The 24,510-nt window shown below is 71.5% G+C and carries 14 protein-coding genes and 1 pseudogene; 7 read left to right on the top strand and 8 right to left on the bottom strand.

Going from position 1 to position 24,510, the window contains the following annotated elements; translation table 11 throughout:
* Positions 1-52 precede the first annotated feature (52 nt).
* The 3 genes and pseudogenes from FHW12_RS21870 to FHW12_RS21715 form a co-directional block, all read left to right on the top strand.
* Positions 53-1,927 (top strand): annotated as a pseudogene (locus tag FHW12_RS21870) (glycosyltransferase); the annotation flags it as partial.
* Positions 1,928-2,344: 417 nt separating this feature from the next.
* On the top strand, positions 2,345-4,456 hold the full coding sequence (locus FHW12_RS21865) for a glycosyltransferase (RefSeq protein ID WP_428993638.1): 2,112 nt from the start codon (positions 2,345-2,347) through the stop codon (positions 4,454-4,456).
* Positions 4,453-7,218, top strand: coding sequence for a site-2 protease family protein (locus FHW12_RS21715; protein WP_182532899.1), 2,766 nt, complete (start codon positions 4,453-4,455; stop codon positions 7,216-7,218). The genes FHW12_RS21865 and FHW12_RS21715 overlap by 4 nt, the downstream gene beginning before the upstream one ends.
* A gap of 9 nt (positions 7,219-7,227) precedes the next feature.
* On the opposite strand, the gene FHW12_RS20350 is transcribed toward FHW12_RS21715, so the two are convergent.
* From FHW12_RS20350 to FHW12_RS20330, 5 genes are all read right to left on the bottom strand, one after another.
* Complete coding sequence (locus FHW12_RS20350) at positions 7,228-8,019, bottom strand: NRDE family protein (RefSeq protein WP_182532898.1); 792 nt, start codon at positions 8,017-8,019, stop codon at positions 7,228-7,230.
* A gap of 1 nt (position 8,020) precedes the next feature.
* The gene (locus tag FHW12_RS20345; RefSeq protein WP_182532897.1) at positions 8,021-8,716 is read right to left on the bottom strand and encodes a hypothetical protein; all 696 of its coding nucleotides are present in this window, start codon (positions 8,714-8,716) and stop codon (positions 8,021-8,023) included.
* 5 nt (positions 8,717-8,721) lie between these two features.
* Positions 8,722-11,322 (bottom strand): serine/threonine-protein kinase, encoded by a 2,601-nt coding sequence (locus FHW12_RS20340; RefSeq protein WP_182532896.1) that lies wholly within the window; start codon positions 11,320-11,322, stop codon positions 8,722-8,724.
* A 143-nt stretch (positions 11,323-11,465) separates the two neighbouring features.
* A complete protein-coding gene (locus FHW12_RS20335; protein WP_182532895.1) occupies positions 11,466-13,601 on the bottom strand; it encodes a RelA/SpoT family protein in 2,136 nt (711 codons plus the stop codon).
* 114 nt (positions 13,602-13,715) lie between these two features.
* Positions 13,716-14,930 (bottom strand): hypothetical protein, encoded by a 1,215-nt coding sequence (locus FHW12_RS20330; RefSeq protein WP_182532894.1) that lies wholly within the window; start codon positions 14,928-14,930, stop codon positions 13,716-13,718.
* Positions 14,931-15,278: 348 nt separating this feature from the next.
* On the opposite strand from FHW12_RS20330, the gene FHW12_RS20325 reads away from it, so the two are divergent.
* The gene (locus FHW12_RS20325) at positions 15,279-15,656 is read left to right on the top strand and encodes a hypothetical protein (RefSeq protein ID WP_259393176.1); all 378 of its coding nucleotides are present in this window, start codon (positions 15,279-15,281) and stop codon (positions 15,654-15,656) included.
* 29 nt (positions 15,657-15,685) lie between these two features.
* On the opposite strand, the gene hrpA is transcribed toward FHW12_RS20325, so the two are convergent.
* Positions 15,686-19,831 (bottom strand): ATP-dependent RNA helicase HrpA, encoded by a 4,146-nt coding sequence (gene hrpA, locus FHW12_RS20320; RefSeq protein ID WP_182532892.1) that lies wholly within the window; start codon positions 19,829-19,831, stop codon positions 15,686-15,688.
* A gap of 151 nt (positions 19,832-19,982) precedes the next feature.
* Here hrpA and FHW12_RS20315 point away from each other — a divergent pair, with 151 nt between their 5' ends.
* Positions 19,983-20,450, top strand: a complete 468-nt coding sequence (locus FHW12_RS20315) for a Dps family protein (RefSeq protein WP_182532891.1) — start codon at positions 19,983-19,985, stop codon at positions 20,448-20,450.
* A gap of 33 nt (positions 20,451-20,483) precedes the next feature.
* On the opposite strand, the gene FHW12_RS20310 is transcribed toward FHW12_RS20315, so the two are convergent.
* Positions 20,484-21,170: a YoaK family protein gene (locus FHW12_RS20310; RefSeq protein ID WP_182532890.1), complete on the bottom strand. Its 687-nt coding sequence runs from the start codon at positions 21,168-21,170 to the stop codon at positions 20,484-20,486.
* Entirely contained in the window at positions 21,170-22,426 is a 1,257-nt protein-coding gene (locus FHW12_RS20305; RefSeq protein WP_182532889.1) for a threonine/serine ThrE exporter family protein, read from the bottom strand. The genes FHW12_RS20310 and FHW12_RS20305 overlap by 1 nt, the downstream gene beginning before the upstream one ends.
* A 105-nt stretch (positions 22,427-22,531) precedes the next feature.
* Between FHW12_RS20305 and FHW12_RS20300 the strand changes: the two genes are divergently transcribed.
* On the top strand, positions 22,532-23,641 hold the full coding sequence (locus FHW12_RS20300) for an MlaE family ABC transporter permease (protein ID WP_182532888.1): 1,110 nt from the start codon (positions 22,532-22,534) through the stop codon (positions 23,639-23,641).
* On the top strand, positions 23,638-24,498 hold the full coding sequence (locus FHW12_RS20295) for an ABC transporter ATP-binding protein (protein WP_182532887.1): 861 nt from the start codon (positions 23,638-23,640) through the stop codon (positions 24,496-24,498). Before FHW12_RS20300 ends, FHW12_RS20295 begins: the two co-directional genes overlap by 4 nt.
* Positions 24,499-24,510: the final 12 nt, after the last annotated feature.

Genomic DNA, 24,510 nt, shown 5'->3' with positions numbered 1-24,510 from the left:
ACGGGCGAATAGGCGATAATCGCGCCCCGCACGCCCGCGCCCCGGAGCCTTGATGCACGCCAGCCCGTTCGCCGCCCCACCGTCCGACGGCGACGGCACGGTCCTGCGCGACGCCCGCGTGCGCGTGTGCATCCACGCCGTCGATGGCGCGTCGCCGGCGCAACTCGACGCGCTGCGCTCCCGCCTGCCCGTGCCGGCGCGCATCGCGTTGCTCGGCGGCGGTGCCGCGACGGCCGCCTGGGACGACGTCGAGCGCATCCCCGACATCGACCCGGGTTCGACCGATGCCGCGCTGCTCGACGCGGCCACGCGGCGCTTCCCCGGTGAACACCTCGTGCTCGTGCGCGCCGACGCCGTGCTGCCCGAATTCGCCTGCGAACGCCTGTTGCGCGCGCTCGACGTCGCCGACGTCGTCGGCGCGCGATCGCTCGACGACACCCGGCTCCGCGCGCTCCCTGAAGCAGCGCAAGCCGACGCGACGATCGCCCGCATCGATGCGCTGTGCTTCGCGCATTCGCAGCGGGTGCTGGTCGACGATCCGATGCCGTCCGCCGACAGCCCGCTCTCCGCGTGGCACGGCGAACGCCTGGCCCGGCTCGGCGCCAGGAATGCCATCGACCGCGATGCCCTCGATGCGGCCGGCCTGCGCATCGTCGTGCTCGATCATCTGTTCGTCGGTGGCGGCGTCGCATCGCATCGCACGCATCCGAACGAACGCGATCCGCGCGATCCCCCGCCGCCGTCACCGCTCGACCCGCTGCGGCAGCGCATCGGGGCCGCGCTCGCGACGACGATCGCGCCGGGGAAGCCGGGCCTGGACGCGAAACCCGTGATCCTGCACGTGCTGCATGGCTGGGGTGGCGGTGCCGAGCGCTGGGTGCGCGACTTCGCCGCCGCCGACATGCACGCGCATCATCTCGTGCTGGTCGCGCGCGGCAGCTTCGTGCGCCGCCGCCACGGCGAGTGGCTCGAACTGCTCGACGGCGCGCTGGCCGGGCCGCCGCTGCGCCGCTGGCCACTGCCGCGAACGATCGCCGACACCGCGCTCGCCGACCGCACGTATCGCGACCTGCTCGCCGACGTGACGCGCACGTACTGCGTTGACGCCGTGATCGTCTCCTCGCTGATCGGCCACAGCCTCGATGCGCTGCGCACGGGCCTGCCGACGACCTGCGTCGTGCACGACCACTACCCGCTGTGGCCGACCCTGCATCGCGACTTCGGCGACACCGCGCTGCGCTTCGACGATGCGCAGCGCGCTGCCGATCTCGCCGCGCAGGGCGACGACGCCGAGTTCGCGAATCGCGACGCCGCGCACTGGCGCCGCCTGCGCGACGGTTTCGTCGCCGCCGCGCTCGATGCGCGCGCGACATTCGTCGCGCCGAGCCGTTCCGCGCTCGCGAACCAATTGCGCCTCGCACCGGAACTCGGCGCACTACCCGCGCACGTCGTCGCGCACGGCCTCGCCGCATGGCCGCACGGCAGCGCGCGCGTGGACGAGCCGCCCGCGCGCGCGCGCTTGCGCCTGGTCATGACCGGCCGCGTGCGCAAGGGCAAGGGCGCGCAGCTGCTCGCCGCCGCGCTGCCCGCGTTGCGCGAGCACGCGGAACTGTTCCTCCTCGGCGCGGGCGCCGACGCGCACGCGCTGTTCGGCGAGCGCGACGTGCACGTGCTGCTCGACTACCGCCGCGACGAGCTGCCGACGCTGCTCGCACGCCTCCGGCCTGACGCGGCACTGCTGCTGCCGACCGTCGCCGAAACCTTCAGCTACACGCTGTCGGAACTGCGCAGCCTCGGCATCCCGGTCGTCGCGACGCGCGTCGGTGCGCTCGCCGAACGCATCGACGAGGGTCGCGACGGTTTCCTCGTCGATGCGCACGCCGGCGCGCTCGTCGCGCGCGTCGCCGCGCTCGCGGCCGACCGCACGGCGCTCGCGCGCGTGCGCGCGCATACCGCGGTCGCCGACTCGACCGATGCGATGGCGGCGGCGTACCGGCGCGTATTGCACCTGCCGTCGCGCGCGCCGCTGCGCTACCCGCTCGCGAACGCCGACGCCGCGCTGCTCGAAGCAGCCGTCGCGGTCGATGCGGCGCGCCGCGCGCGCGCGCGCGGCGACGACCTGTCGGCCCGGCTCGCCGTGGCGACGAAGGAGAGCGAGCGTCGCGGCGACTGGGGCCACGCGCTCGACCGCGAGCTCGCGCAGTTGCGCCGCGAGTTCGATGCGCGCACGCGCTGGGCGCTCGCGCTCGACACCGAACTGCAGCACGTCAAGCCGATCCACGAGCAGATGCTCGCGAGCACGTCGTGGCGCGTCACGGCGCCGCTGCGCCGCGCGAACGCGCGCGTGCGCGGGCTGCGCGAGTCGCTCGCGTTCCGCGGCGCGCGCCTGCGCAGCGTCTTCGCACGCACGCGCGGCAGCCTCGCCCAGCGCGGCCTCGCCGGCACGCTCGCGCGCGTCCTGCAGGAACTGCGCGGCCGCGGCCCGGCCAGGCCGCGCACGACGTACGCGGAGCCGAAGGACGACGCGACGCCGTTCGCGCTGCCGACCAGCGACGCGCCACGCGTGTCGATCGTGATCCCGGTCTACAACAAGATCGCCTACACGCTCGCCTGCCTGCGTTCGCTCGGCGAACACGCGGGCGAGACGTCGTTCGAAGTCATCGTCGTCGACGACGGCTCCAGCGACGCGACGCCGCAGCGCCTCGCCGGCGTCGGTGGCATCCGCGCGATCCGCAACGCGAAGAACCTCGGCTTCATCGGCTCGTGCAATACCGGCGCGGCCGAAGCGCGCGGGGAATACGTGCTGTTCCTCAATAACGACACGGTCGTCACCGCGGGCTGGCTCGATGCGCTCGTGCGCTGCATCGAACGCACGCCGCGCGCGGGGCTGGTCGGCTCCAAGCTCGTCTATCCGGACGGGCGCCTGCAGGAAGCGGGCGGCATCGTGTTCGACGACGGCTCGGGCTGGAACGTCGGCCGCTTCGGCGATCCCGATGATCCGCGCTATTCGTTCCGCCGCGAAGTCGACTACTGCTCGGGCGCGGCGATCCTGCTGCGGCGCGCGCTGTTCGAGCGGCTCGGCCGCTTCGACGCGCGCTACACGCCGGCCTACTACGAGGACACCGATCTCGCCTTCGCGGTGCGCGCGGCCGGACTCGAGGTGCACGTCGAGCCCGCGTCGGTCGTCGTGCACTTCGAAGGCATCACCTCCGGCACCGACACCGCGAGCGGAACCAAGCGTTACCAGGTCGTCAACCGCGACAAGTTCGTCGGGAAGTGGAAGGACGCGCTCGCGCGCCAGCCGAAGCCGGGTACGCCGATCACGGTCGCCGCGACCCATCGCGCGAAGCACCGCGTGCTGATCGTCGACGCGACGACACCGATGCCCGACCACGACTCCGGCTCGTTGCGCATGGTCAACCTCATGCGCGTGCTCGCCGACCTCGGCTGTCAGACGAGCTTCCTGCCCGAGAACCGCCTGTACGTCGAGCGCTACACGGCCGCGCTGCAGGAGCTCGGCGTCGAGGCGCTGTACGCGCCGTACGCGCAGGATCCGCTCAAGCTGCTGCGCGAGCGCGGCCGCGAGTTCGATCTCGTGATCCTGTCGCGCCACTACGTCGCGGCGCCCTACCTCGGCCTCGTGCGCCTGCACGCGCCGCAGGCGCGCGTCGTGTTCGACACGGTCGACCTGCACTACCTGCGCGAGCAGCGTGCGGCCGAACTCGCCGGCGACGCGGCCCTCGCGCGCCACGCCGCCGCGACGCGCGCGCAGGAACTGCGCCTGATCCGCGAGTGCGACGTCACCCTCGTCGTCAGTCCGGTCGAGCAGGCGCTGCTCGTGCAGGACGCGCCGGGTGCGCGCGTCGAGGTGCTGTCGAACGTGCACGAGGTGTACGGCTGCCGCCGTCCGTTCGGCGAGCGCAGCGACCTCGTCTTCGTCGGCGGGTTCCAGCACCCGCCGAACACCGACGCGGTCGCCTGGTTCGTCGGCGAGGTGTTCCCGCACGTGCGCACCGAATTGCCGGACGTGCGCGTGCACGTGATCGGCAGCCGCGTGCCGGAGGCGATCCGCGCGCTCGCCGACGATCGCGTGATCGTGCACGGCTACGTCGAGGACATCCTGCCGTACATGGACGGCTGCCGCGTCTCGATCGCGCCGCTGCGCTACGGCGCCGGCGTGAAGGGCAAGGTGAACATGGCGATGAGCTGCGGCCTGCCGGTCGTGGCGACGTCGGCCGCGGTCGAAGGCATGCACGTGCGCGTAGGTGAGGACGTGCTCGTCGCCGACGACCCCGTCGCTTTCGCGGCCGACGTCGTGCGCCTGTACCGCGACGAAACGCTGTGGAACACGCTGTCCGCGAACGGCCTCGCCAACGTCGAGCGCCACTTCTCGTTCGCTGCGGCGCGCGCCGCGGTGGAACGCCTGTTCGTCGACACCGGCCGCGCACGTCCGTGATCGAGATCGTCGGCCTCGTCGTCGGGCTGCTCTGCCTGCAGCTGATCCTCGTGCTGCGCCAGCTCGCCTCGATCAGCGTCCCGCAGTGGCGCTGGCGCGCGGCGCCGGTCGCCTCGGCCCCGCGTCCGTACGCGGACCTGTTCGAACAGGACGAGCGCGCGCTCGCCGCGCTCGGTTTCGAGCCGCAAGCATGGATGCTGCTCGAGGATGCTTCCGGGCACGGCCCGCCGACGCTCCTGCGCACGTTCGTCGACCGCGCGACCGGCACGATCGCGAGCCTGCAGCCGCCGGTCGACCTCGCGCAGCCGAATCGCCTCGTCCCGACGTTCTCGTCGCTGCTCGAGGATGGTCGTTCGCTGTCGAGCTTCCGCTACAGCGTCGTCGACGAGTTCTTCGACACGGCGCGCTCCCGACGGCGCAGTTTCGCCGTCGACGGCCTCGACGCCCTGTACCGCGCCCATCGCGCGTGGCGTGACGCAGATCCGGCCGAGCGCGCGCCGGACGACGCCGATGCCGATGCCGCGACCATCGCCGCGGCGAGCACGGCGCGCTTCGAGGCGCTCGTCACCGACCTCGAAACTCGCGGCGTACTGCGTCGCGATCACGACGGCCGGCTGCGCCTGCGCCTGCTCGCGATGCTGCGTCTCTACTTGCGTCTGCTGCGCGCGTCGAAGCAGCGGCCCGATGCGACGCCGGTCGAGCTCGGGCGCCAGCTCGCGCTGTTCGCGCTGTTCGAGCGCGGGCGCGAACGCGCACCGACGCCGGCGATGCAGTTCGGCCTGCTCGCGGCGACCACGGCGCTGTTCGCGCTGCTCGGCGGCGCGCTGTGGGGCGCGGCGACCGCCATGCTGATCGCCGCCGTCCTCGTGCTGCATGAAGCCGGCCACTACCTGGCGATGCGCGCGCTCGGCTACCGCCACGTGCAGATGGTGCTGCTGCCCCTGCTCGGCGGCGTCACCACGGGCGTCGAAACCGATCCGCGCGGCAGCCACCGCGCGCTGGTGAGCCTGATGGGCCCGCTGCCGGGGATCGTGCTCGGCTGGCTGCTGCTCGTCGCCATCACCCACGCGGGTGCGCCCGGCACGCTCACGTTCGCCGCGGCTCTGCTGCTCGTCCTCAACTACCTCAACCTGTTGCCGATCCCGCCGCTCGACGGCGGCCATTTCGTGCAGTCGCTGCTGCCGCGGGGATGGGAGCGCCTCGAGGCGGCGGTCGTCGCATGCCTCGCGCTCGCCGGCATCGCACTCGCGGTCGCGCTGCACTGGTGGCTGCTGCTCGCGCTGGTCGGCCTGCAGCTGTTCGCGCTGCGCAACCATTGGCGTGACGCGCGCCTGCTGCGCGGCCTGCGCGCCGACGCGGGCTTCGATGCGCGCGCCGGACGCGCGCTCGACGAACGGTTGCTCGCCGCGATCGACGCGGACACGCCGCACGCGAAGCTCGCGCAGCGCTTCGTGCGCGTGCTCCGCCTGCGTACGCTGCTCGCGCTCCGGCCGCCGCAGCCGCGCACGCGCACATGGCTGGTCACGATCTACGTCGCCGCATTCGCACTGCCGTTCGCGAGCCCTGCGGTGCGCGACCTCGCGGCGACGCTCGTGCGCACGCGGGCGGCACCGACGGTGGTCGACAGCGCGGCGGAAGCGCGTTATCGCGCCTACGCGGCGCGACGTGAAGCACAGCAGCTCGCGTCGTCGCGACTGGCGACGCCGGCGCTGCTCGACGGCATCGCCGCTTCGACACGCGAACTCGACGCGACGCGCTCGCCGTCGACGGCGACCGAGGTGCCGCCGATCCCGACCGACGATGCGTTCGAAGCAGCCGCGCAGCGGCTCGGTGTCGCGCTGCCGGCCGACTTTCGCGACCTCGCGCGCGCACCGCAGCGCACGCAGCTCGCCTGGCGCGAACCGGTGGCGCTGGTGAGCGGCGGAGAGTTGGCCGCAGAGTGGCTCGACGCGATGTCCGGCAACGGCACCACGCCGGTGCAGCTGTCCGATGTCGATGGCGGCGAGCACGCGGTCTCGCGCGCGCAGCTCGCGCGCGCGATGGTGATCGCCGGGTCCGCCGACGACGGCTGGGTGCTCTACGACACTGCGGGAGCCGCGTGCTGCCGCGTGATCGAATTCCTCGACGAAGGAGCGACTGCCTATCCCGACCTGCATGCCTGGCTCGTCGAGCGCCACGTGGAGGCGGCGATGGAAGTAGCGCGACAACGCAGCGTCGCGGCCGCGCGCGAGCGCGTGCTCGCCGAGTCGGCGACGTCCGACCTGCGCACGCTCGTCGACGGCCTCGCCGCTCTGCAATTGGGCATTCCGCGCTGGCGCGACGTCGATGCGACCGCGCCATCCCCGGCAGCGGTCGACGACACCGTGAGGCGCGTCGGTACGCTACCGGACGACTATCGTGCGGTCGTCGCGCTGCGCGACGGCCTCGCCGCCGCGACGTTGCTGCCACTGGCGGAAGTCACCACGCTCGACGACGTGCAGCTCGCGCGCGTCACCGCGGGCGCGGATTGGGTCCGCATCGGCGACGACGGTATCGCGCGCGGGCGCTTCGGCGCCGAAGAAGCGGCATCGACGGCGACGCTGATCGGTGCGTGGCGCGGACCCGGCCTGCGCGACGCCGCCACGCGCGCGACGATCGTGCTCGTGCGATGCACGGACGGCGCGCCGATCTATCTCGACGTCGCCTCGCGCCGCGCACACGAAAGCCTGCGCCGCCTGCTGCTCGAACACTACGCCGACCTGCGCGCGCAGGAAGCCGGCTGACGCACGCGCTCAGAACGCCGCGGTCTGCTCGAACGCGGCATTCGCCAGCGCCGCCCAGCGATCCTCGCCTTGCGCCTGGCCGTTCGGCCCGAAGCGGCGCTCGCGCAGCGCGACCGAACCGTCGTGGTGGCGCACGAGCAGGCTGCCCGCGCGCGTGCCGTAGCGCTCGCCGCGGATGAACACCGGCGCGAGGCGCCGTTCGAGGTCGAGGCCGACGCCGGTGTCGGGCAGTTCCTCGTCGGCCGGCTGCGTCTCGTCGAGCAGCAGGTCGAGCACGCTCGCCTCGTCATTGACGTGGCCGCTGCGCACGAGTTCGCCGAAGCGCCGCTGCAGGCGTTCGGTCTTGGGCCAATGTACGCCGAGCGCGCCGTTGCTGATCACGTGCACGCCGCGCCGCAATGGACGCATGAGCCCCTCGGAGCTGCCGAGTGCGTACACGCCGTCGCGGTTGCCGACGACGAGGTTGAACGGGCCGTAGTCGGCGAGCTGCGTGCGCAGCAGGTCGAGGTAGACGACCGGCGTCGCCTCGCCGAGCAGGAAATTGCGCACGAGCGCGCCGCGTGATTTCGGCGCCGTCGCCGGCACGCCGGTGCGCAGGTTGGTGACCGCAGCGAAGCGGCCGTCGTTGCGCAGCGCGAGCCAGGAGCCGCCGGCGACGAGGTCCCGCCCACCGACGACGCGCTTGTCCTCGTCCCAGCGCGCAGCCGCCGCGCTGTCGCGGCCATGGAATTCGTCGCGATTGCCGAGCACGAGCAGCGGCAATCCGGGGGCGGCGTCGATGGCGACGAGCAGCAGGCACATGTCACGCCTCCTTCGACGACGATTCCTCGCCGATCATGTGAAAGGTCAAGGTGTCGTCCTCACGCATTGCATGGATGTCCGTGAAAACCCTTCCGCACAGGTCGACGACGTCGTCGAGCGCGGCGAACCGAAGCGCGAATTCGAGCACGCGCGTCCTACCCCTGTCCGCGAGGTAGTCGACATGCGGCGCTACATGGTCTTCGGCGAACAGGCGGAGGAGCCGTTCGTCTTCGTCGTCGCATCGAGGGTGCGTGAAGAAGCCGATTTCGAGACCACCGTCACGGCGCTTTTTGAGCGACAACGCATCGTCCGTGAACAGGACGGTCACCGTCAGTGCACGCGCGTCCGGATCCGCCATGAAGGCCTCGGCCCTTGCACGCAGTTCGCGACCTACCGCCTCGTCCATCCCGACCGGCGAAGCTGCTTCCGACGGCGCGCTCAATGGATGATCCGGCGCCAATCCCGCCAGCGCTCGACGCAAACCATCGAGGTCGAGCACCTGGTAGAGCTGGTCGTCCCGGAAACCGCAGGGGATGGAGTCATCTGCTTCCTCGAACATCCAGGTCCGCTCGCCGTCTTCGAGTTCGTCGACGCGTCGATAGACAAGCGTCTGCACGTAGGGCAGCAGCCGGTCGGTGTCGTAGTAGAACACCGCGAAATAGCAATTGCCGGGAACGAGCTCGCGCGGCCGGGCCACACGCGTTACCCGCGCGTGTCCATCGCACGCAGGCGCGCGTCGAGCGGCGCGATGCGCGGGTTGGCCGGGCTGAGTTCGCGCGCGGCGTCGAGCGCGCGCGTGGCCTCGGCGCGGCGGCCTTCGCCGATGCGTGCGTCGGCCTGGTCGATGAACGCGTTGGCGAGCTTCTCGCTCATGCCGGCGATCGCGGCGTCTTCCGGCGCGATCTGCCGCACGGCGTCGAGCTGCGCGCGCGCACGCTGCGGCGCGCCGTCGGAGAGCGCCTGCGCGAACAGTTCCTTGGCGTGGATCGGCAGGCGCGCGAGGCCGGCTTGCGCGTCGCGGTTGTCGCGGTCGATCGCGAGCGCGGCGCGGTACTTGTCGTAGGCGCTGTCGCCCGGCGGCAGGATCAGGTTGCCGGCCGCGGCCGCGCGCGTGGCGTCGCCGAGCAGACGCTGCACCTGCGCGCTCTGCGCGGGCGTGATCGGCACGCGTTGCGCAGCGATGTCAAGCCGCTCGCGCAGCTCGCGCAGGTTCACGCGAGCGGCGCGCAGGTCGGCTGAATCGGGCGCCAGCCGGGTCGCCTCGTCGAGCAGGCGGCCGGCCTCGCCCGCGTTGTCGTCGTCGATCGCGGCGTTCGCCTGCACGATGAACGCCTGCGCGACGTTGCGCAGGCCCTGCTTCGCGCGCGCGCTGGCCGGGTCCTCCTTGAGCACTGCGCGGTACAGCTCGAGTGCGGAACCGTCGCCGCCGGCAAGGTCGCCGGCACGCACCTGCGCGTCGGCGCGGTCGAGCGTCGCTTCGAGCGCGATGCGTGCGGCGTCGCGCGCCTGCGCGAGGTCACCGTTGAGTTGCGGCAGGCCCGGCCATGACGGCAGCACGCGGGAAATCTCCGCACTGCGTGCGGCGGCCGTGGCGGGATCCTTAGCCGCGAGCGCGGCGCGCGCCTGCGCGGCGAGCGCATCGGCGACCTTGCGCAAGCCGGCCTGGGCGAGCGCATTGCCGGGATCGCCGTCGAGCACGCGCTGGTACAGCCCGGCGGCGCCGTCCGCGCCGAGCAGGCGGCCTGCATCGAGCGCGGCAGCCGCGCCTTCCAGCGCCTGGGCGGTCTCGTCGCCCTTCGCGTCGCGCTCCTTGAGCGCCTGCGCGAGGCGGTCGACGCCGGCGCCACCGCCGAGCAGGTCGCGCGCGGCGTCCAGCGAGGCCTGTGCTGCGGCGACGTCGCCGCGCGCGAGCGCGGCTTCGCCCTGTTCGAGCAGCTTGCGACCGACCGTGTCGAGGCCGCGGCGCGCGGTGTCGTTGTCGGGATCCTGCGCACGCGCGGCGAGGAACAGCTCGCGCGCGCTGTCGCCCTGGTTGCCGGTGAGGCGACCGGCGTCGAGCGCGCGCTGCGCGCGCGTGAGCGTGTCGTTGAATTCCGTGCGTGGCAGCAGCCGGCGCAGCGCATCCTGCCAGTGCCAGGCCGCGAGGCCGCCTGCGACGAGCAGCGCGAGTACCACGAGCGCACCGACGCCGCGCCGGCGACGCGGCAGGCGTGCCGCGCGCGCGGCCGGCGCATCGCGGTCGGCGCGCATCGGTTCGGCGTCGAGCGCGGCGACGATCTGGTCGATGCGACCGATCGCCGGCTCGTTGCGCTCGACCCGTTCATTGCGCTCACTGCGCTCGCTTCGCTCAGCGCGCTCGTTTCGCTCGTTGCGTTCGCCACGCTCGTGCGCATCCGCGGCCATCGCCGGCATCGGCATGGCTGGCGTATCGCTATAAGGACGCATCGACGGCAGCGCGCCGTCCTCGCCGGCAGCGGACCGTTCGGCATGGAACGACGCGGCGGCCGGCACGCGCCGCTCGAACTCGGCGATCGCCGCGGCGACGCCGGTGCCGGTCTGGTAGCGGTCCTCCGGCTCCTTCGCGAGCAGGCGGTCGAGCAGCGGCTGCAAGGACTCGAGCGAACGCGGCAGCTGCGGCACGGGCTCGGTGATGTGCTTGATGCCGACCGCGAGCGAGTCGTCGGCGTGGTACGGCACGCGGCCGACGAGCATCTCGTAGAGCACGATGCCGAGGCTGTACAGGTCCGCGCGACCGTCGATCGTGCGGCCGCGCGCCTGCTCCGGGCTCATGTAGTGCGGCGTGCCGACGATCGCGCCGGTCTTGGTCATGCGCAGGCTGGAATCGAACGCGCGCGCGATGCCGAAATCGGTCAGCACGGCCGAGCCGTCGTCGCGCAGCAGGATGTTGTCCGGCTTGACGTCGCGGTGGACGAAGCCCTTCTCGTGCGCGTAGTTCAGCGCGCCGGCGATCTCGCGCGCGACGCGCAGCGCGAACGCGGCGTCGCGCGTGCTGCCGTCCTTCGCGAGAACGGCGCCGCCGGCGAGGTATTCCATCGCGATGTAATGGCAGTCGCCGGCATGGCCGACGTCGTGGACGCCGACGACGTGGCGATGATGCAGCTTGGCGGCAATGCGCGCCTCGCGCAGGAAGCGCTCGCCGAAGTTCGGATCGACGAGCAGCGCGGGCGACATCACCTTGAGTGCGACGTCGCGCTCGACCGATTCCTGCGTCGCCAGGTAGACCGTGGCCATGCCACCGCGGCCGAGCTGGCGCAGGATGCGGTATCCGGAGATCTCGATCACGGTCGCGTCACTTCCGCTGCGGCGCCCGGCCACGCTGGCGGGGCTCGCAAACGCGCATCAGGCGGGCGCCCGAGCATATCAGCAGGCGCGTCGGCGCGCATGCCGGCTGCGCCGGCCAGGCCTCCACCCGGACGAGAAACCCCTCACGCAATCCGGCGCGCCTCAATCACGTTGGGGATCGCCAGCAGCTGGCTGAGCAAGGCGCTGAGCTGGTCGAACCCGGACACCTTGAGCGCGTAGTTCATCTCGACCGTGCCGCGCCGCTCGTCGACGCGCGCGTCGACCGCGATCACGTGCGCGTTCGCGGCGGCGATCACGTTGGTGACGTCCTTGTGCAGCCACTTGCGGTCGTAGCCCTTGACGATGACGTCGACCTCGTAGCTCGCTTCGCGCCGGCGTCCCCATTCGACCGCGATGACGCGGCTCGCATCGCGTTCGCGCAGCTTGGCGAGCTGGGCACAGTCGGCGCGATGCACCGACACGCCGCGCCCGCGCGTGATGTAGCCGGCGATGGCGTCACCCGGCAGCGGCTGGCAGCAGCGCGCGAGCTGGTTGAGCAGGTTGCCGATGCCTTCGATCACGATCGCGCCGCTGTCCGCGACGGGCCGCTGCGCCGGGTGCGGCGCCTGCACCGGCACCGGCTCCGGCGGCGGCGCGCTGAGTTCGTGCAGCGCGCGAGCGAGCTGGCCGGTGCTGACGTCACCGAGCGCGAGCGCCTCGAGCAACTCGTCATGGGTGCGCACGTGGAAGCGTTCGGGCAGGTCGTCGAGGTTCGGCGGCTGCAGTGCGAGGCGTTTGAGCTCGCGCTCGAGCAGCGTTCGGCCGGCGGCGAGGTTCTGCGCGAGGTCGACGCGCTTGAACCAGGCACGCACCTTCTCTCGCGCGCGATGCGTATTGAGGTAACCGTGCTGTGGCGCGAGCCAGTCGCGCTTCGGCTCGATCGTCTTGCCGGTGAGGATCTCGATGCGGTCGCCGCTCGAGGGCTGGAATGGCAGCGGCACGATGCGCCCGTTCACCTTCGCGCCGCGGCATCGATGGCCGACGTCGGTGTGGATCGAGTAGGCGAAGTCGAGCACGGTCGCGCCGCGCGGCAGGTCGATCACCTGTCCCTTCGGCGTGAGCAGGTAGACGCGGTCCTCGACCACTTCGGTGCGGAAGCCCGCGAGCAGCGCCGCGTCGTCGTCGGACGCGTCGCGCGCCTCGAGCAGCTGGCGCATCCAGGCGATCTTGCGCTCGAAGCTCGCGTCGGCGCCGCCGCCTTCCTTGTAGCGCCAGTGCGCGGCGACGCCGAGCTCGGCGTGCCGGTGCATGTCGTGCGAGCGGATCTGCACCTCGAGCGTGCGGCCACCCGGCCCGATCACCGCGGTGTGCAGCGACTGGTAGTGGTTGCCCTTCGGGTTCGCGATGTAGTCGTCGAACTCGCCCGGGATGTACGGCCACAGCGTGTGCACGACGCCGAGCGCCGCGTAGCAGGCGGCGACGTCGGTGACGAGCAGGCGCAGCGCGCGCACGTCGTAGAGTTCGGAGAACTCGACGCCCTTGCGCTGCATCTTGCGCCAGATCGAATAGATGTGTTTCGGCCGCCCGGCGATCTCGGCATCGATGCCTGCGCTGCGCAGCGCGTCGCCGAGCCTGGTCTTCGCGTCGCCGATCCACGCCTCGCGGTCGCCGCGGCGTTCGTCGAGCAGGCCGGCGATGCGCCGGTACACGTCCGGCTGGAGGAAGCGGAACGCGAGATCCTCGAGCTCCCACTTGATCTGCCAGATGCCGAGCCGGTTGGCGAGCGGCGCGTGGATGTCGGCGCTGAGGCGCGCGAGCGCGCGCTGTTCGGCTTCGGGCGCGCGCGTGGCTCCGCGCATGCGCACGAGCTGGCGCGCGAGCAGGATGAACACGACGCGCAGATCGCGGATGATCGCCAGCAGCAGGCGACGCAGGCCTTCGCTGCCGCCGACCGTGCCGTGCGCCGCGTACAGCGCCCAGACGCGTTCGGCCGCCTGCTGCCCTTCGACGAGCGCGCGCGTGCCGTCGGGAAAGCCGGCGAGCGCGGCCACGTCCACCGCGGGATCGGCGAGCATCAGCGCGTGCAGCAGGCATGCCGCCTGCGCCTCCTCGCCGACGCCGAGCTCGCCGAGCAGCGCGATCGTCGCGAGCAGCTCCGGCTGCACGGCGAGCCATGCGGCCGTCGGCGGCGTGCGCGACGCGGCGAGGCGGCACGCACGCGCGGCGACACCGTCGTTGCCACTGCGTTCGAGCTGCGCCGCCCACGTCGCCAGCGACATGGCGGCTTCAACGGACATATTCACGGTCTCGGCGCCACACCCCGCGTGTCACGAACCTCGGAAAAGACATCGGCGCCCGCAGGCGCCGATGCAAGGGTGTGCGAACGCTTCGGGTCAGGGAATGCAACCCATCCATTCGAAGCTGTCGGCGTTGCGGAAACCGAACACGACGTCGTCACCGATGAACTCGTCGCCGTTCTCGTTGCGTGCCACGCCCGGATCGCTGATCGCGGCGATCGCGGCGTACGGCTGACAGCTGGCTGCCGACGTGCCGCCCGCGAGTTTCTGGCGCACCACGGCGACGTACAGCGACGCCGCGGTGTTGAAGCCGGCGACGAGCGGGATGCGTTCGTTGACGAAACCACCCGGGTTGTCCTGGTCGACGAGCCCCTGCGCGTAGTAGACGTCGCCGCCCGAACAGACATTGTCGTCGAGCACCGCGGGCAACTGGCGCAACAGGCAGTACGTGCCGTTCGCGGAGAGGTAGTTCGAGTCGTAGGCGTCGCGGATCGCGACGTCGACCGAACTCGACTGGCCCTGGTCCGGCCGCTGCGGCGTGCCGATCGGGAAGTGGCTGTTCGGTGCCCCGCTCTGCGCACCGAAGCGTGCGTCGATGCGCGCGAGATAGATGAAATTGCTGGTCGTCGTGGCGGTCCACATCGTCGGCGCGCGATCGCCGTAGCGGGCGTCGTTCTGCGACCCGCCTGCGACGGGTCGCACGCCCGCCGCGGCCGCGCAGAGCGAATTCTCCGCGGTCTGCGGCGCGTTCGGGTCCATGTCCCACGTGCACGAATCGTTCGGCACCACGCGCCAGTCGGGCGTGGACCAGGAGAAGCCGTCGACCGCCAGCCAGTTGACGAGGTTGCCGAATTGCACCGACGCGAAGCCTTCCCAGCTGTCGCGGAAGAGCCCGTCGCCGAAGCCGCTGAACGGCGAGGAGAGCTCGCCCTTGGCGCCGCGCACCTGGCAGCCGAGCGAACCCTCGGGTGAAAACGCGCCGATGCCCTTGTTCACGCGCAGCACGCCGCCCGTGTAGCTGACGTTGCGCACGTCGTTCGCGATCGGCATCGTCCAGCGCGGGTGGTGCGCCTGCATCGACACCGGCGTCGCCACCGACTGGCCGACGTTCGCGCAGATCGCGTAACCCTCGGTGGTCACGTCGAGCACGCTCGAGGCACCGCCCGCACTGGCCACGTAGGTGAAGCCCGGCGGGGTCAGGACGTCGATGGATTGACCATCGTTGATGATGAGGGCCGGCGAAGCGGCCGCGGTGGTCGACAGGAGCAGTGCAGCGACGATCGTTGCGGGGTACACGTTCTTTACGGACATCTCTCGATTACTCTCACCTGGAACGGAGTTCTGGTTCTGTTTGCGCAATCCGCTTGCCACCGCGTCGCTTATACGAACCATGAACGGCTTCGTTCGACCGCACCCAGCTGGAGTCGCCGGACCAAATCCGGACGGCTCATGCTACACTTGGGCCCGCCGCATTGTATCCCGATGCGAGCTCAAGTGCACGTGTTAAGTTCCCGTAAGTCAAGGATTTTTGCGGTTGCGGTCACAGACTGCCCACCTGCCGACGAAACTATGCGCCTGATCCCCTGCCTCGCACTCACCTTAATCGTTGCTGCCTCCGTGGCCGGCGCGCAGACCCAGGCGCCCACCCTCGAGGAGCGCATGTCGCAGGCGGAATTCCATGCCGCGGGTCTCGACAAGCTCTCGCCGCAGGAACTCGCCCAGCTCAACGCCTGGATCGAGGCACACGGCGGCGGCAACGTGAAGTACGTATCGTCGAGCGGTGCGCCGGTGTTCTACCCGGACGAAGGTGCGCGCGAGAACATCGAATCGAACATCGTCGGGACGTTCGAAGGCTGGCGTGGACACACGGTCTTCACGCTCGAGAACGGCCAGGAATGGGCGCAGGCCGAGTCGGGCGCGCGCGACACCGGCAAGTTCAGCAATCCGAAGGTCAAGATCAAGCCGATGCTGCTCGGCAGCTGGCTCATGTACGTGGACGGCTGCGGTTGCAGCGTGCGCGTCAAGCGCGTCAAGTAGACGGACCGCGGCCACCACCGCGCGCGCCTTCAACGCGCGCGCAGCGTTTCCACGAGCTTCGCGAGCCGTTTCGGCGACACCGGTTCCGCCGTGCGCAGCTCCTGCGCGAACGTCGACACGCGCAATTCCTCGACCAGCCAGCGCAGTTCCTCCAGTTGCGCGTCGCCGCCGTGCGCGACGCGCAACTTGAGGTAGTCGCGCCAGTACAGCTGTACCGCGAGCATGCGCGCCTGGTCGCGCGCGGGATCCTGGCGCAACCGCTCCGCGCGCAGGCGCATCGCCTTCAGGTAGCGCGGGAACTGCGTGAGGCGCGTGGAACCCGTGTCGCGCAGGAATCCCGGCGCGAGCAATTCGCCGAGCTGCTCCTCGAGGTCGTCGTAGTTCGCACGGGCGAATCCGAGCAGCGGCGGCTGCAGCAACGGACGCAGTTCCGCGAACGCGGCGAGGATCGCCTCGGCCAGCGCGAGTCGTTCGACCGCGGCCGCGAACAGGCCGCGCGCGAGTGAATCGCGCGTCGCGACGAATGCCGCGCGCGTGCGCACGTCGAGGTCGAGCGCGGCGAACTGCTCGCGCAATGCGCCCTCGACGATATCGGCGCGCAGCGCGTCGACGACGCCCGGCTGGCCCTTGCGATCGTCCTTGGTCGCAAGTGCGGAAAAGCGGCCTTCCATGGCCGCGCTTCTCAACAGGAGATCGTTCTTGAGGGGGAGTTGGCGCTGTGCCTGCTTGATGCGCTCGGCGAGCGCGCGGCGCAGCAGCCGTTCGACGCCTCGGCGATGTTGCGCGAGCGCCTCGTCGCGCCGCTCGAACACGCGAAGCGCGACGCTCTCGCCGAGGTCGACGAGGGCCGGGAACGCGGTCAGCCCGCCACTCGACACGACGCTGCCGGGAATGTCCTCGAAGTCGAAGTCGGCAACGTCCTCGCGCGTGAGCTCGACGTCCGCGCGGCGCGAGAACGCGACGCGCGCGGCGCCGGTCCACTGCGCCTGGATCGCCGCGAGGTCGCGGCTCTCGACCAGCACGCCGCCGTGCTCGTCCTCGATGCGGAAGTTCATCGCCAGGTGCGCGGGAAGCTCGGCGCCGGCGAACTCGGCCGCGCCGATCGCGACGCCGGTGACGCGCTGCAGGTAGCGCGCGAGCACGCCGTGCAGCGGTTCGTCGCGCGGCGCCTCGGCCTCGACGAACGCGCGCGCGAAATCGGGCGCGGGCACGAAGTTGCGACGCAGCGCCTTGGGCAGGCCGCGGATCGCTTCGGCGACCTTCTCGGCGAGCAGTCCCGGCACGAGCCACTCGCAGCGCGCCGCGGGCACCGCGTTGACGAGCGCGAGCGGCACGTGCAGCGTGACGCCGTCGGCGGGATCGCCGGGCACGAAGCGGTAGGTGAGGCGCAGCGCGTGACCGGCCACGTCGAGGCGCACGGGGAATTCGCGCACGCCCACGCCGGCCGCTTCGCCGAGCACGTCGGCGAGCGACCAGTGCAGCGCAGCCTGCTCCGCCGGTGTCGCTCGGCGGTACCACGCATCGAGCGCGGCGGACGTGTTGACGTCCGCGGGCAGCTTGCCGGCGAAGAACGCGGCGAGGTCGTCCTCGCTGCGCAGCAGGCCGGCGCGGCGCCGCTTCGCCTCGATCTCGCGCGCCTCGGCGAGCACGCGCGCGTTCGCGCGCACGAAGTCGGCGCGCGCATCGATCTCGCCGCGCGCGAGCGCCTCGCGCAGGAAGATCGCGTGGGCGAGCGCGGGATCCTGCCGGCCGAACAGCACGGTGCGCTGGTCGGCGAGCACGAGCCCGAACAGGGTCGCCTGCTCGTGCGCGACGACCGCTCCGCGCTTGCGCGACCAGTGCGCGTCGCGCCAGCTCTTGCGCACGAGGTGCGCGGCCTGCTGCTCGATCCACGCGGGCTCGACCTTCGCGCAGGACATCGCATAGACCTTCTGCAGGTCGAGGATCTGCCCGGCGAGCAGCCATTGAGGAGCGGATTTCGCGAGCGCCGAACCCGGGAATATCGCGAACTTGCGCTCGCGCGTGCCGCGATACTGGCCACGTTCGTCCTTGCGTCCGACCTGGGTCGGCCAGCCCGAGAGCAGGCAGCGATGCACGGCTTCGTAGTTGTCGACGACAGCCGCCTGCGCTTCGATGGGCGTCGGGGCGGAGGGGCGCGCGATTGCGCCGGCGCGCGGACGCGGCGGGCGCGCGCCTGCACCGCTTTCGTCCGCGACGCGATCGCTGCCGCCCGATTCTTCGTGCGCGAGCAACAGCTGGCGATGCAGCTCACGCCATTCGCGCATGCGCAGGAACGACAGGAAGCGTGCCTCGCACCAGTCGCGCAACTTCGATTGCGTGAGATCCTCGTGCGCACTGCCGTACGCGGCCCACAGCTTGAGCACGGCGTTGAAGTCGGATTTCGGGTCGGCGAACTCCGCGTGCGCGGCATCCGCCTGCTGGCGCGCCTCGGCCGGGCGTTGCCGCGGATCCTGCACGCTGAGGAACGACGCGAGCACGAGCAGCTCGCGCCGCACGCCGCGCGCATCGGCTTCGACGAGCATGCGGCCGAGCGAAACGTCGATCGGCAGCTTCGCGAGCGCCTGCCCGATCGCCGTCAGCCTCCACGCCGGCCCGTGATCCGTTTGCTCTCCTGGAGAAGTGCGGCCAGGGATGGCCGCTGTTTGATCTTGCGCGATCACGGACGAGCGCACGGGTTCGACGGCACCGAGCTCGGCGAGCCGGCGATAGCCGTCGCCGATCGCGCGGTCGGACGGCGCCTCGACGAACGGGAACTGCGCCGGATCACCGAGCTTGAGCGCGAGCATGCGCAGGATCACGCCGGCGAGCGAGGAGCGCAGGATCTCCGGATCGGTGTAGCGCACGCGCTGCAGGTAATCCTGCTCGTCGTAGAGGCGATAGCAGACGCCGGGGCCGACGCGGCCGCAGCGGCCCTTGCGCTGGTCCGCCGCCGCCTGCGAGACCGGTTCGACGTGCAGGCGCTCGAGCTGGTTGCGCGGGCTGTAGCGCTTCACGCGCGCCGTGCCGGTGTCGATCACATAGCGGATGCGCGGCACGGTGAGCGAGGTCTCGGCGACGTTCGTCGCGAGCACGATGCGCCGCTGCGGCCCGGGCCGGAACACGCGATCCTGCTCCGCCGCGGACAGGCGCGCGTACAGCGCGAGCACTTCGGTCTCGCGGTACTTGCGCCGCGACAGCGCGAGGTGGGCGTCGCGGATCTCGCGCTCGCCCGGCAGGAACACCAGCACGTCGCCGCGAGGATCCTCGCGCGTGATCTCGTCGGCGATGCTGACGACCTGCTCGGCGAGGCTGAGCGGGTCCGCCTCCGTGGCCGCTTCGGGGTCGCGGCGACGCCGGCGTGGCTCGTCGGCCGCGGCGACCGCTTCGCTGGATCGCTCCTCGCCGCGCCGACCGCCCGGGCGCCAGCGCACCTCGACCGGATAGGTGCGCCCTTCGACCTCGACCACGGGCGCATCGCCGAAGTGCCTGGCGAAGCGCGCGGTGTCGATCGTCGCCGAGGTCACTACCAGCTTGAGGTCGCGTCGCTTGGCGAGCAGGCGCTTGAGGTAGCCGAGCAGGAAGTCGATGTTGAGGCTGCGTTCGTGCGCCTCGTCGAGGATGATCGTGTCGTACGCGCCGAGCCAGGGATCGCCCTGCGTCTCGGCGAGCAGGATGCCGTCGGTCATGAACTTGATCAGCGATTCGTCCGACACGTGGTCGGCGAAGCGCACCTGGAAGCCGACCAGGCGCCCGACTTCGCTGCCGAGTTCGGCGGCGACGCGGCGCGCGACGCTGCGCGCGGCGATGCGGCGCGGCTGGGTGCAGCCGACCAGGCCCGCGCTGCCGCGGCCCGCGGCGAGGCACAGCTTGGGCAACTGCGTCGTCTTGCCGGACCCGGTCTCGCCGGCGAGCACGACGACCTGGTGCTTGCGGATCAGGGCGACGATCTCGTCGGCGCGCGCGCTGATAGGCAGCGCGGCGTCGAGCGCGATCGCGGGCACGCGCGCGGCGCGTGCAGCGCGCTCGGTCGCCGAAGCGGCGATCGCCTCGCGCAAGGCGGCGATCTCGCCTTCCTGCGGCCGAGCGGACACGCGGCGCCAGCGCGCGAGCAGGCGACCGACGTCGCGCGCCATCACCGTATCGAGCGCGTCGCGCAGGGATTTCATATCGGACATGCGCGAATTGTCGGCGATGCGCGCGCGCGATGCGAGTCCGGGATCAGGCGCGCGACGCGATATCGCGCGGCTATCGCGTCGATCGCGCGATTCGATTTCACGCCGGCGCGCGGACGCGCTAGCCTAGGCGCCCCATCCCAGGAGTCGACGCATGGCCATCGACATCGGCATCGCCAAGAAGGACCGGGAGAGCATCGCGAAGAACCTGTCGCGCCTGCTCGCCGACACGTATTCGCTGTACCTCAAGACGCACAGCTTCCACTGGAACGTCACCGGTACGATGTTCAACACGCTGCACCTCATGTTCGAGACGCAGTACAACGCGCTGTGGACCGCGGCCGACACGATCGCCGAGCGCATTCGCGCGCTCGATGTCTACGCGCCGGGCTCGTACACGCAGTTCGGCAAGCTCACCGCGATCGGCGAGGAGACCGGCGTGCCGGACTGGAAGGCGATGGTGCAGCAGCTCGTCGAGGGCCACGAGACGGTGGCGCGCACTGCACGCGACGTGTTCCGCGTCGCCGACAAGGCCGACGACCAGCCGACCGCCGACCTCGCGACGCAGCGCATGCAGGAACACGAGAAGACCGCCTGGATGCTGCGCTCGCTGCTGAAGTGAGGCACGCCGCCGCCGGCTTCGGCCGGCGGCGCGTCAACCGCCCGCGCCCGCGTCGACGCGGTGCGGGCGCAGGTGCCGGTAGATGCCGTAGGCGAACCCGATCGTCGCCGTCACCGCGGCCGGCACGTACAGCGCCGCGTAGCCGAGGTACGCGAACAGCCCGGTACCGGCGACCGCGCCGCCGAGGAACGCGAGCACGAGCGCGAGCAGCAGGCGCACGCGCCGCGCGTCGACCGGCAGGCCGCGCAGGCGATGGCCGATGAAGATGCCGAGGTCGGTCAGCGTGCCGGAGAAATGCGTGGTGCGCAGCACCGCGCCGCTGTAGGTGCTGGCCATCGCGTTCTGCAGGCCGCAGGCGGCCGAGGCGAGGTAGTCGCCGGCGACGTCGCCGCGCGCGAGCAGCGGCACCGCGAGCGCGAGCAGCGCGCCCTCGATCACGAGCACGACGCCGTAGCGACGGCCGAGGCGCAGGGTCGAATCCTGCACGATCGCGCCGCTCGCGACGCAGCCGGCCATGAACGCGCCGATCAGCGCGGTGAAATGCACGATGCCCGCCGCGTCACGCTCGCCGAACGCGATGCCGAGCAGGGTCGTCGTGCCGGTGAGGTGCGTGATGCCCTGGTGCTGCACGCCGAGGAAGCCGCACGCGTTGACGATGCCGGCGACGAACGCGAGCAGCGCGCCGCCGCCGAGCACCCAGCGCGGGAGCCTGGCGAACATCACAGCTTGCGCCGTGGCGGCACGAGGAAGTCGCCGAACAGCAGGCCCGCGACGATCGCCGTGAGCAGCGCGGCCATCGTGATCGCGGTGTCGATGCCGAGCAGCACCTCGCGGTCGAGCACGTAGCTGAGGCTGCGGAAGCCGACGCTGCCGGGCACGAGCAGGATGATGCCGGTCTCCCGCACGAGCGCGCCGGGACGCTGCATGATGCGCGCGAACAGGTTGCTCGCGGCGCCGACGACGAGGCTGCCGACGAAGGTGCCGAACGCGGGCGGCACGTGCGCGCCGCCGATCTGCGTGCACGCGTAGCCGAGGATCGGCGCGGCGATGACCACCGGGTAGAAGCGCAGCGGGCTCTTGAACAGCACCGCGAACGAGAATGCCGCGGCGATGACGCCGCACCAGCCGGCCCACGCCGGCAGCGGGATCGAATCGGTCGCCGGCGGCGCGATGCCGAGCAGTGCGCCGAGCTGCAACGCCGCCGCGGTACCGAAGATGAGCTTGAGCAGGGTCGTCGCCGCGCCCATCATGCGCGCCGTACCGGAAATCAGGTGCTGGCTCGACAATTCGCGCACCGCGGTGGTCAGGGTCATGCCCGGCATCAGCACGATCAGGCTCGCGAGCACGACCGGCCGCAACGCGATCGGCAGCAGCCATTGCGCGACCGCGATCGCGACGAGCGTGCAGAGGAACGCCGCGGCGGCCTCGAGCGCGGGCGCGAACGACGGCCAGCGCCGCGGCGCGAGCGAGATCGCGCCGATAAGCAAGCCGTTGAGTCCGGCGACCGCGGCCTCGTGCCAGCCGGTGTGCAGGATCGTCGCGATCGCCGCCGACGACACGCCGAAGCTGAGCACGCCCGCGAGGTCGCCGATCCGGCTCGCCGGCCGCTCGCCGACCGCGCGCAGTTGGCGCCGCCCCTCGACGAAGTCGAGCTGGCCGGCGATGACGCGGTCGGCGATCTCGTCGACCTGGCACAGGCGCTTGAGGTTCACCTCGCCCGGCGGCACGCGCACGACTTGAGTCGTCTCGGCAAGGTCGTCGCCGTGCGACGGGTCGGAGAACGACATCACGATCGAGGTCGGCGTCGACAGCACGTTGCAGGCGAGGCCGAGGCGCGCGCTGACGAGGTTGACGACGTCTTCGAGGCGCGGCGCGGTGGTGCCGTACTCGTGCAGGCGGCGCGACAGCTCGACCACGAAGCCGATGCGCGTCTTCAGCTCGGCGTCGCCGCCGATGCGTTGCGTGAACCCTGCCATGTCCATCGCGCAATGATGCCGCGCGAACGCGTCGATTGGCGAGCGCTCCCGCGCTCCCGCCTGCCGTGCATTTGCGATCACGGGCGAGCCTGTTAGCCTTGCCCGATGAGCGCCGCAGGGACCGCCACACTCCGCCACGGCAAGGACGGCGACGTCGTCGCCGCCGCCGGCGACTGGACGATCGCGGCCGCGCCCGCGCTCGCCGCGCAGGTCGCCGCCCTCGCGCGGACGCACGGCGAACGCCTGCGCGTCGACGCCAGCGGCATCGGCCGGCTCGATACCGCGGGCGCGCGCCTGCTGCTCGATCTCGCCGGCGACCGCGGCGTCGACGGCCTCGACCAGACGCGCCGCGCGCTGGTCGACGCGGTCGCCAAGGCCGACGTCGCGGCGAAGGCCCCGCCAAAGGGCGACGCCGGCCTGGTCGCGCTGCTCGCGCGCACCGGCTCCGCGGCCGAACAGGTCGCGCGCGACGCCTGGCAGCTGCTCGGCTTCATCGGCCTCGTGCTCGAGACGCTCGCGCGCTGCGTGTTCGTGCCGCGGCGCTGGCGCGTCACCTCGCTCGCGTTCCACCTCGAGCAGACCGGCCTCGACGCGGTACCGATCGTCGTGCTGCTGAACTTCCTCGTCGGCGCGGTCGTCGCGTTCCTCGGCGCGACCGTGCTGAAGGACTTCGGCGCGACGATCTTCACGGTCGAGCTGATCGGCTATTCGTTCCTGCGCGAATTCGGCGTGCTGCTCACCGCGATCCTCATCGCCGGCCGCTCAGGCAGCGCGTTCACCGCGCAGATCGGCTCGATGAAGTCGCGCGAGGAGATCGACGCGATCCGCACGCTCGGCCTCGATCCGGTCGAGGTGCTCGTGCTGCCGCGCCTGCTCGCGCTGCTGGTCGCGCTGCCGGCGCTGTCGTTCATCGCGATGCTCGCCGGCATCGTCGGCGGCGCGCTCGTCTGCGCGTTCAGCATGGACATCTCGCCGACGATGTTCGTCACCCGCTTCCACGACCTCGCCGCGACGCGCCACTTCTGGGTCGGGATGAGCAAGGCGCCGATCTTCGCGTTCCTGATCGCCTCGATCGGCTGCCTCGAGGGCTTGAAGGTGTCGGGCAGCGCCGAGTCGGTCGGCACGCACACGACGTCGAGCGTGGTGCAGTCGATCTTCGTCGCGATCCTCGTCGACGCGCTCGCCGCGATCTTCTACATGGAGATCGACGTATGAACGCGCCGGCGCCGGCACCGGCGAGTGATCGCGTCATCGAAGTGCGCGGGCTGCGCAACCAGTTCGGCGCGCAGGTCGTGCACGACGGTCTCGATCTCGACATCCGCCGCGGCGAGATCGTCGGCGTGGTCGGCGGCTCCGGCAGCGGCAAGTCGGTGCTGCTGCGCTCGATCATCGGTCTCAACCGGCCCGCGGCGGGCAGCGTGAGGGTGCTCGGCACCGACATGATGAACGCGAGCGACGAACAGCGCGTCGCGGTCGAACGCCGCTGCGGCGTGCTGTTCCAGAACGGCGCGCTGTTCTCGTCGCTGTCGGTCGCCGACAACGTGATGGTGCCGATGCGCGAGCACCACGACCTGCCGCTCGCGCTGATGCAGCGCTTCGCCGCGCTGAAGATCGCACTCGCCGGACTGCCGCCCGACGCCGGCGCTAAGCTCCCGTCGCAGCTGTCCGGCGGCATGGTCAAGCGCGCCGCGCTCGCCAGGGCCATCGCGCTGGATCCGGACATCCTGTTCCTCGACGAGCCGACCGCGGGCCTCGATCCGATCGGCGCGGCCGCGTTCGACCAGCTCATCCTGACCCTGCGCGAGAGCCTCGGCCTGACCGTGTTCCTCATCACGCACGACCTCGACACCCTCTACACGATCTGCGACCGCGTCGCCGTGCTGTCGCAGAAGCGCGTGCTGATCGCCGACACGCTCGACAAGGTCGAACGCTGCGACGATGCCTGGGTGCAGGAGTATTTCCAGGGCCCGCGCGGACGCGCGGCGATGCAGGCGAGCGAACGCTCGGCTGCACAACACGTTCGCCCGTCGGGCACGGAACCGGCGCCGCCCGGCCGTGCCGCGCCCGGCTGATCCGCGCACGGA

The organism is Dokdonella fugitiva (genome assembly GCF_014138265.1).
Taxonomy (GTDB): domain Bacteria; phylum Pseudomonadota; class Gammaproteobacteria; order Xanthomonadales; family Rhodanobacteraceae; genus Dokdonella_A; species Dokdonella_A fugitiva_A.
This window is presented reverse-complemented; position numbering and strand designations above follow the sequence as displayed.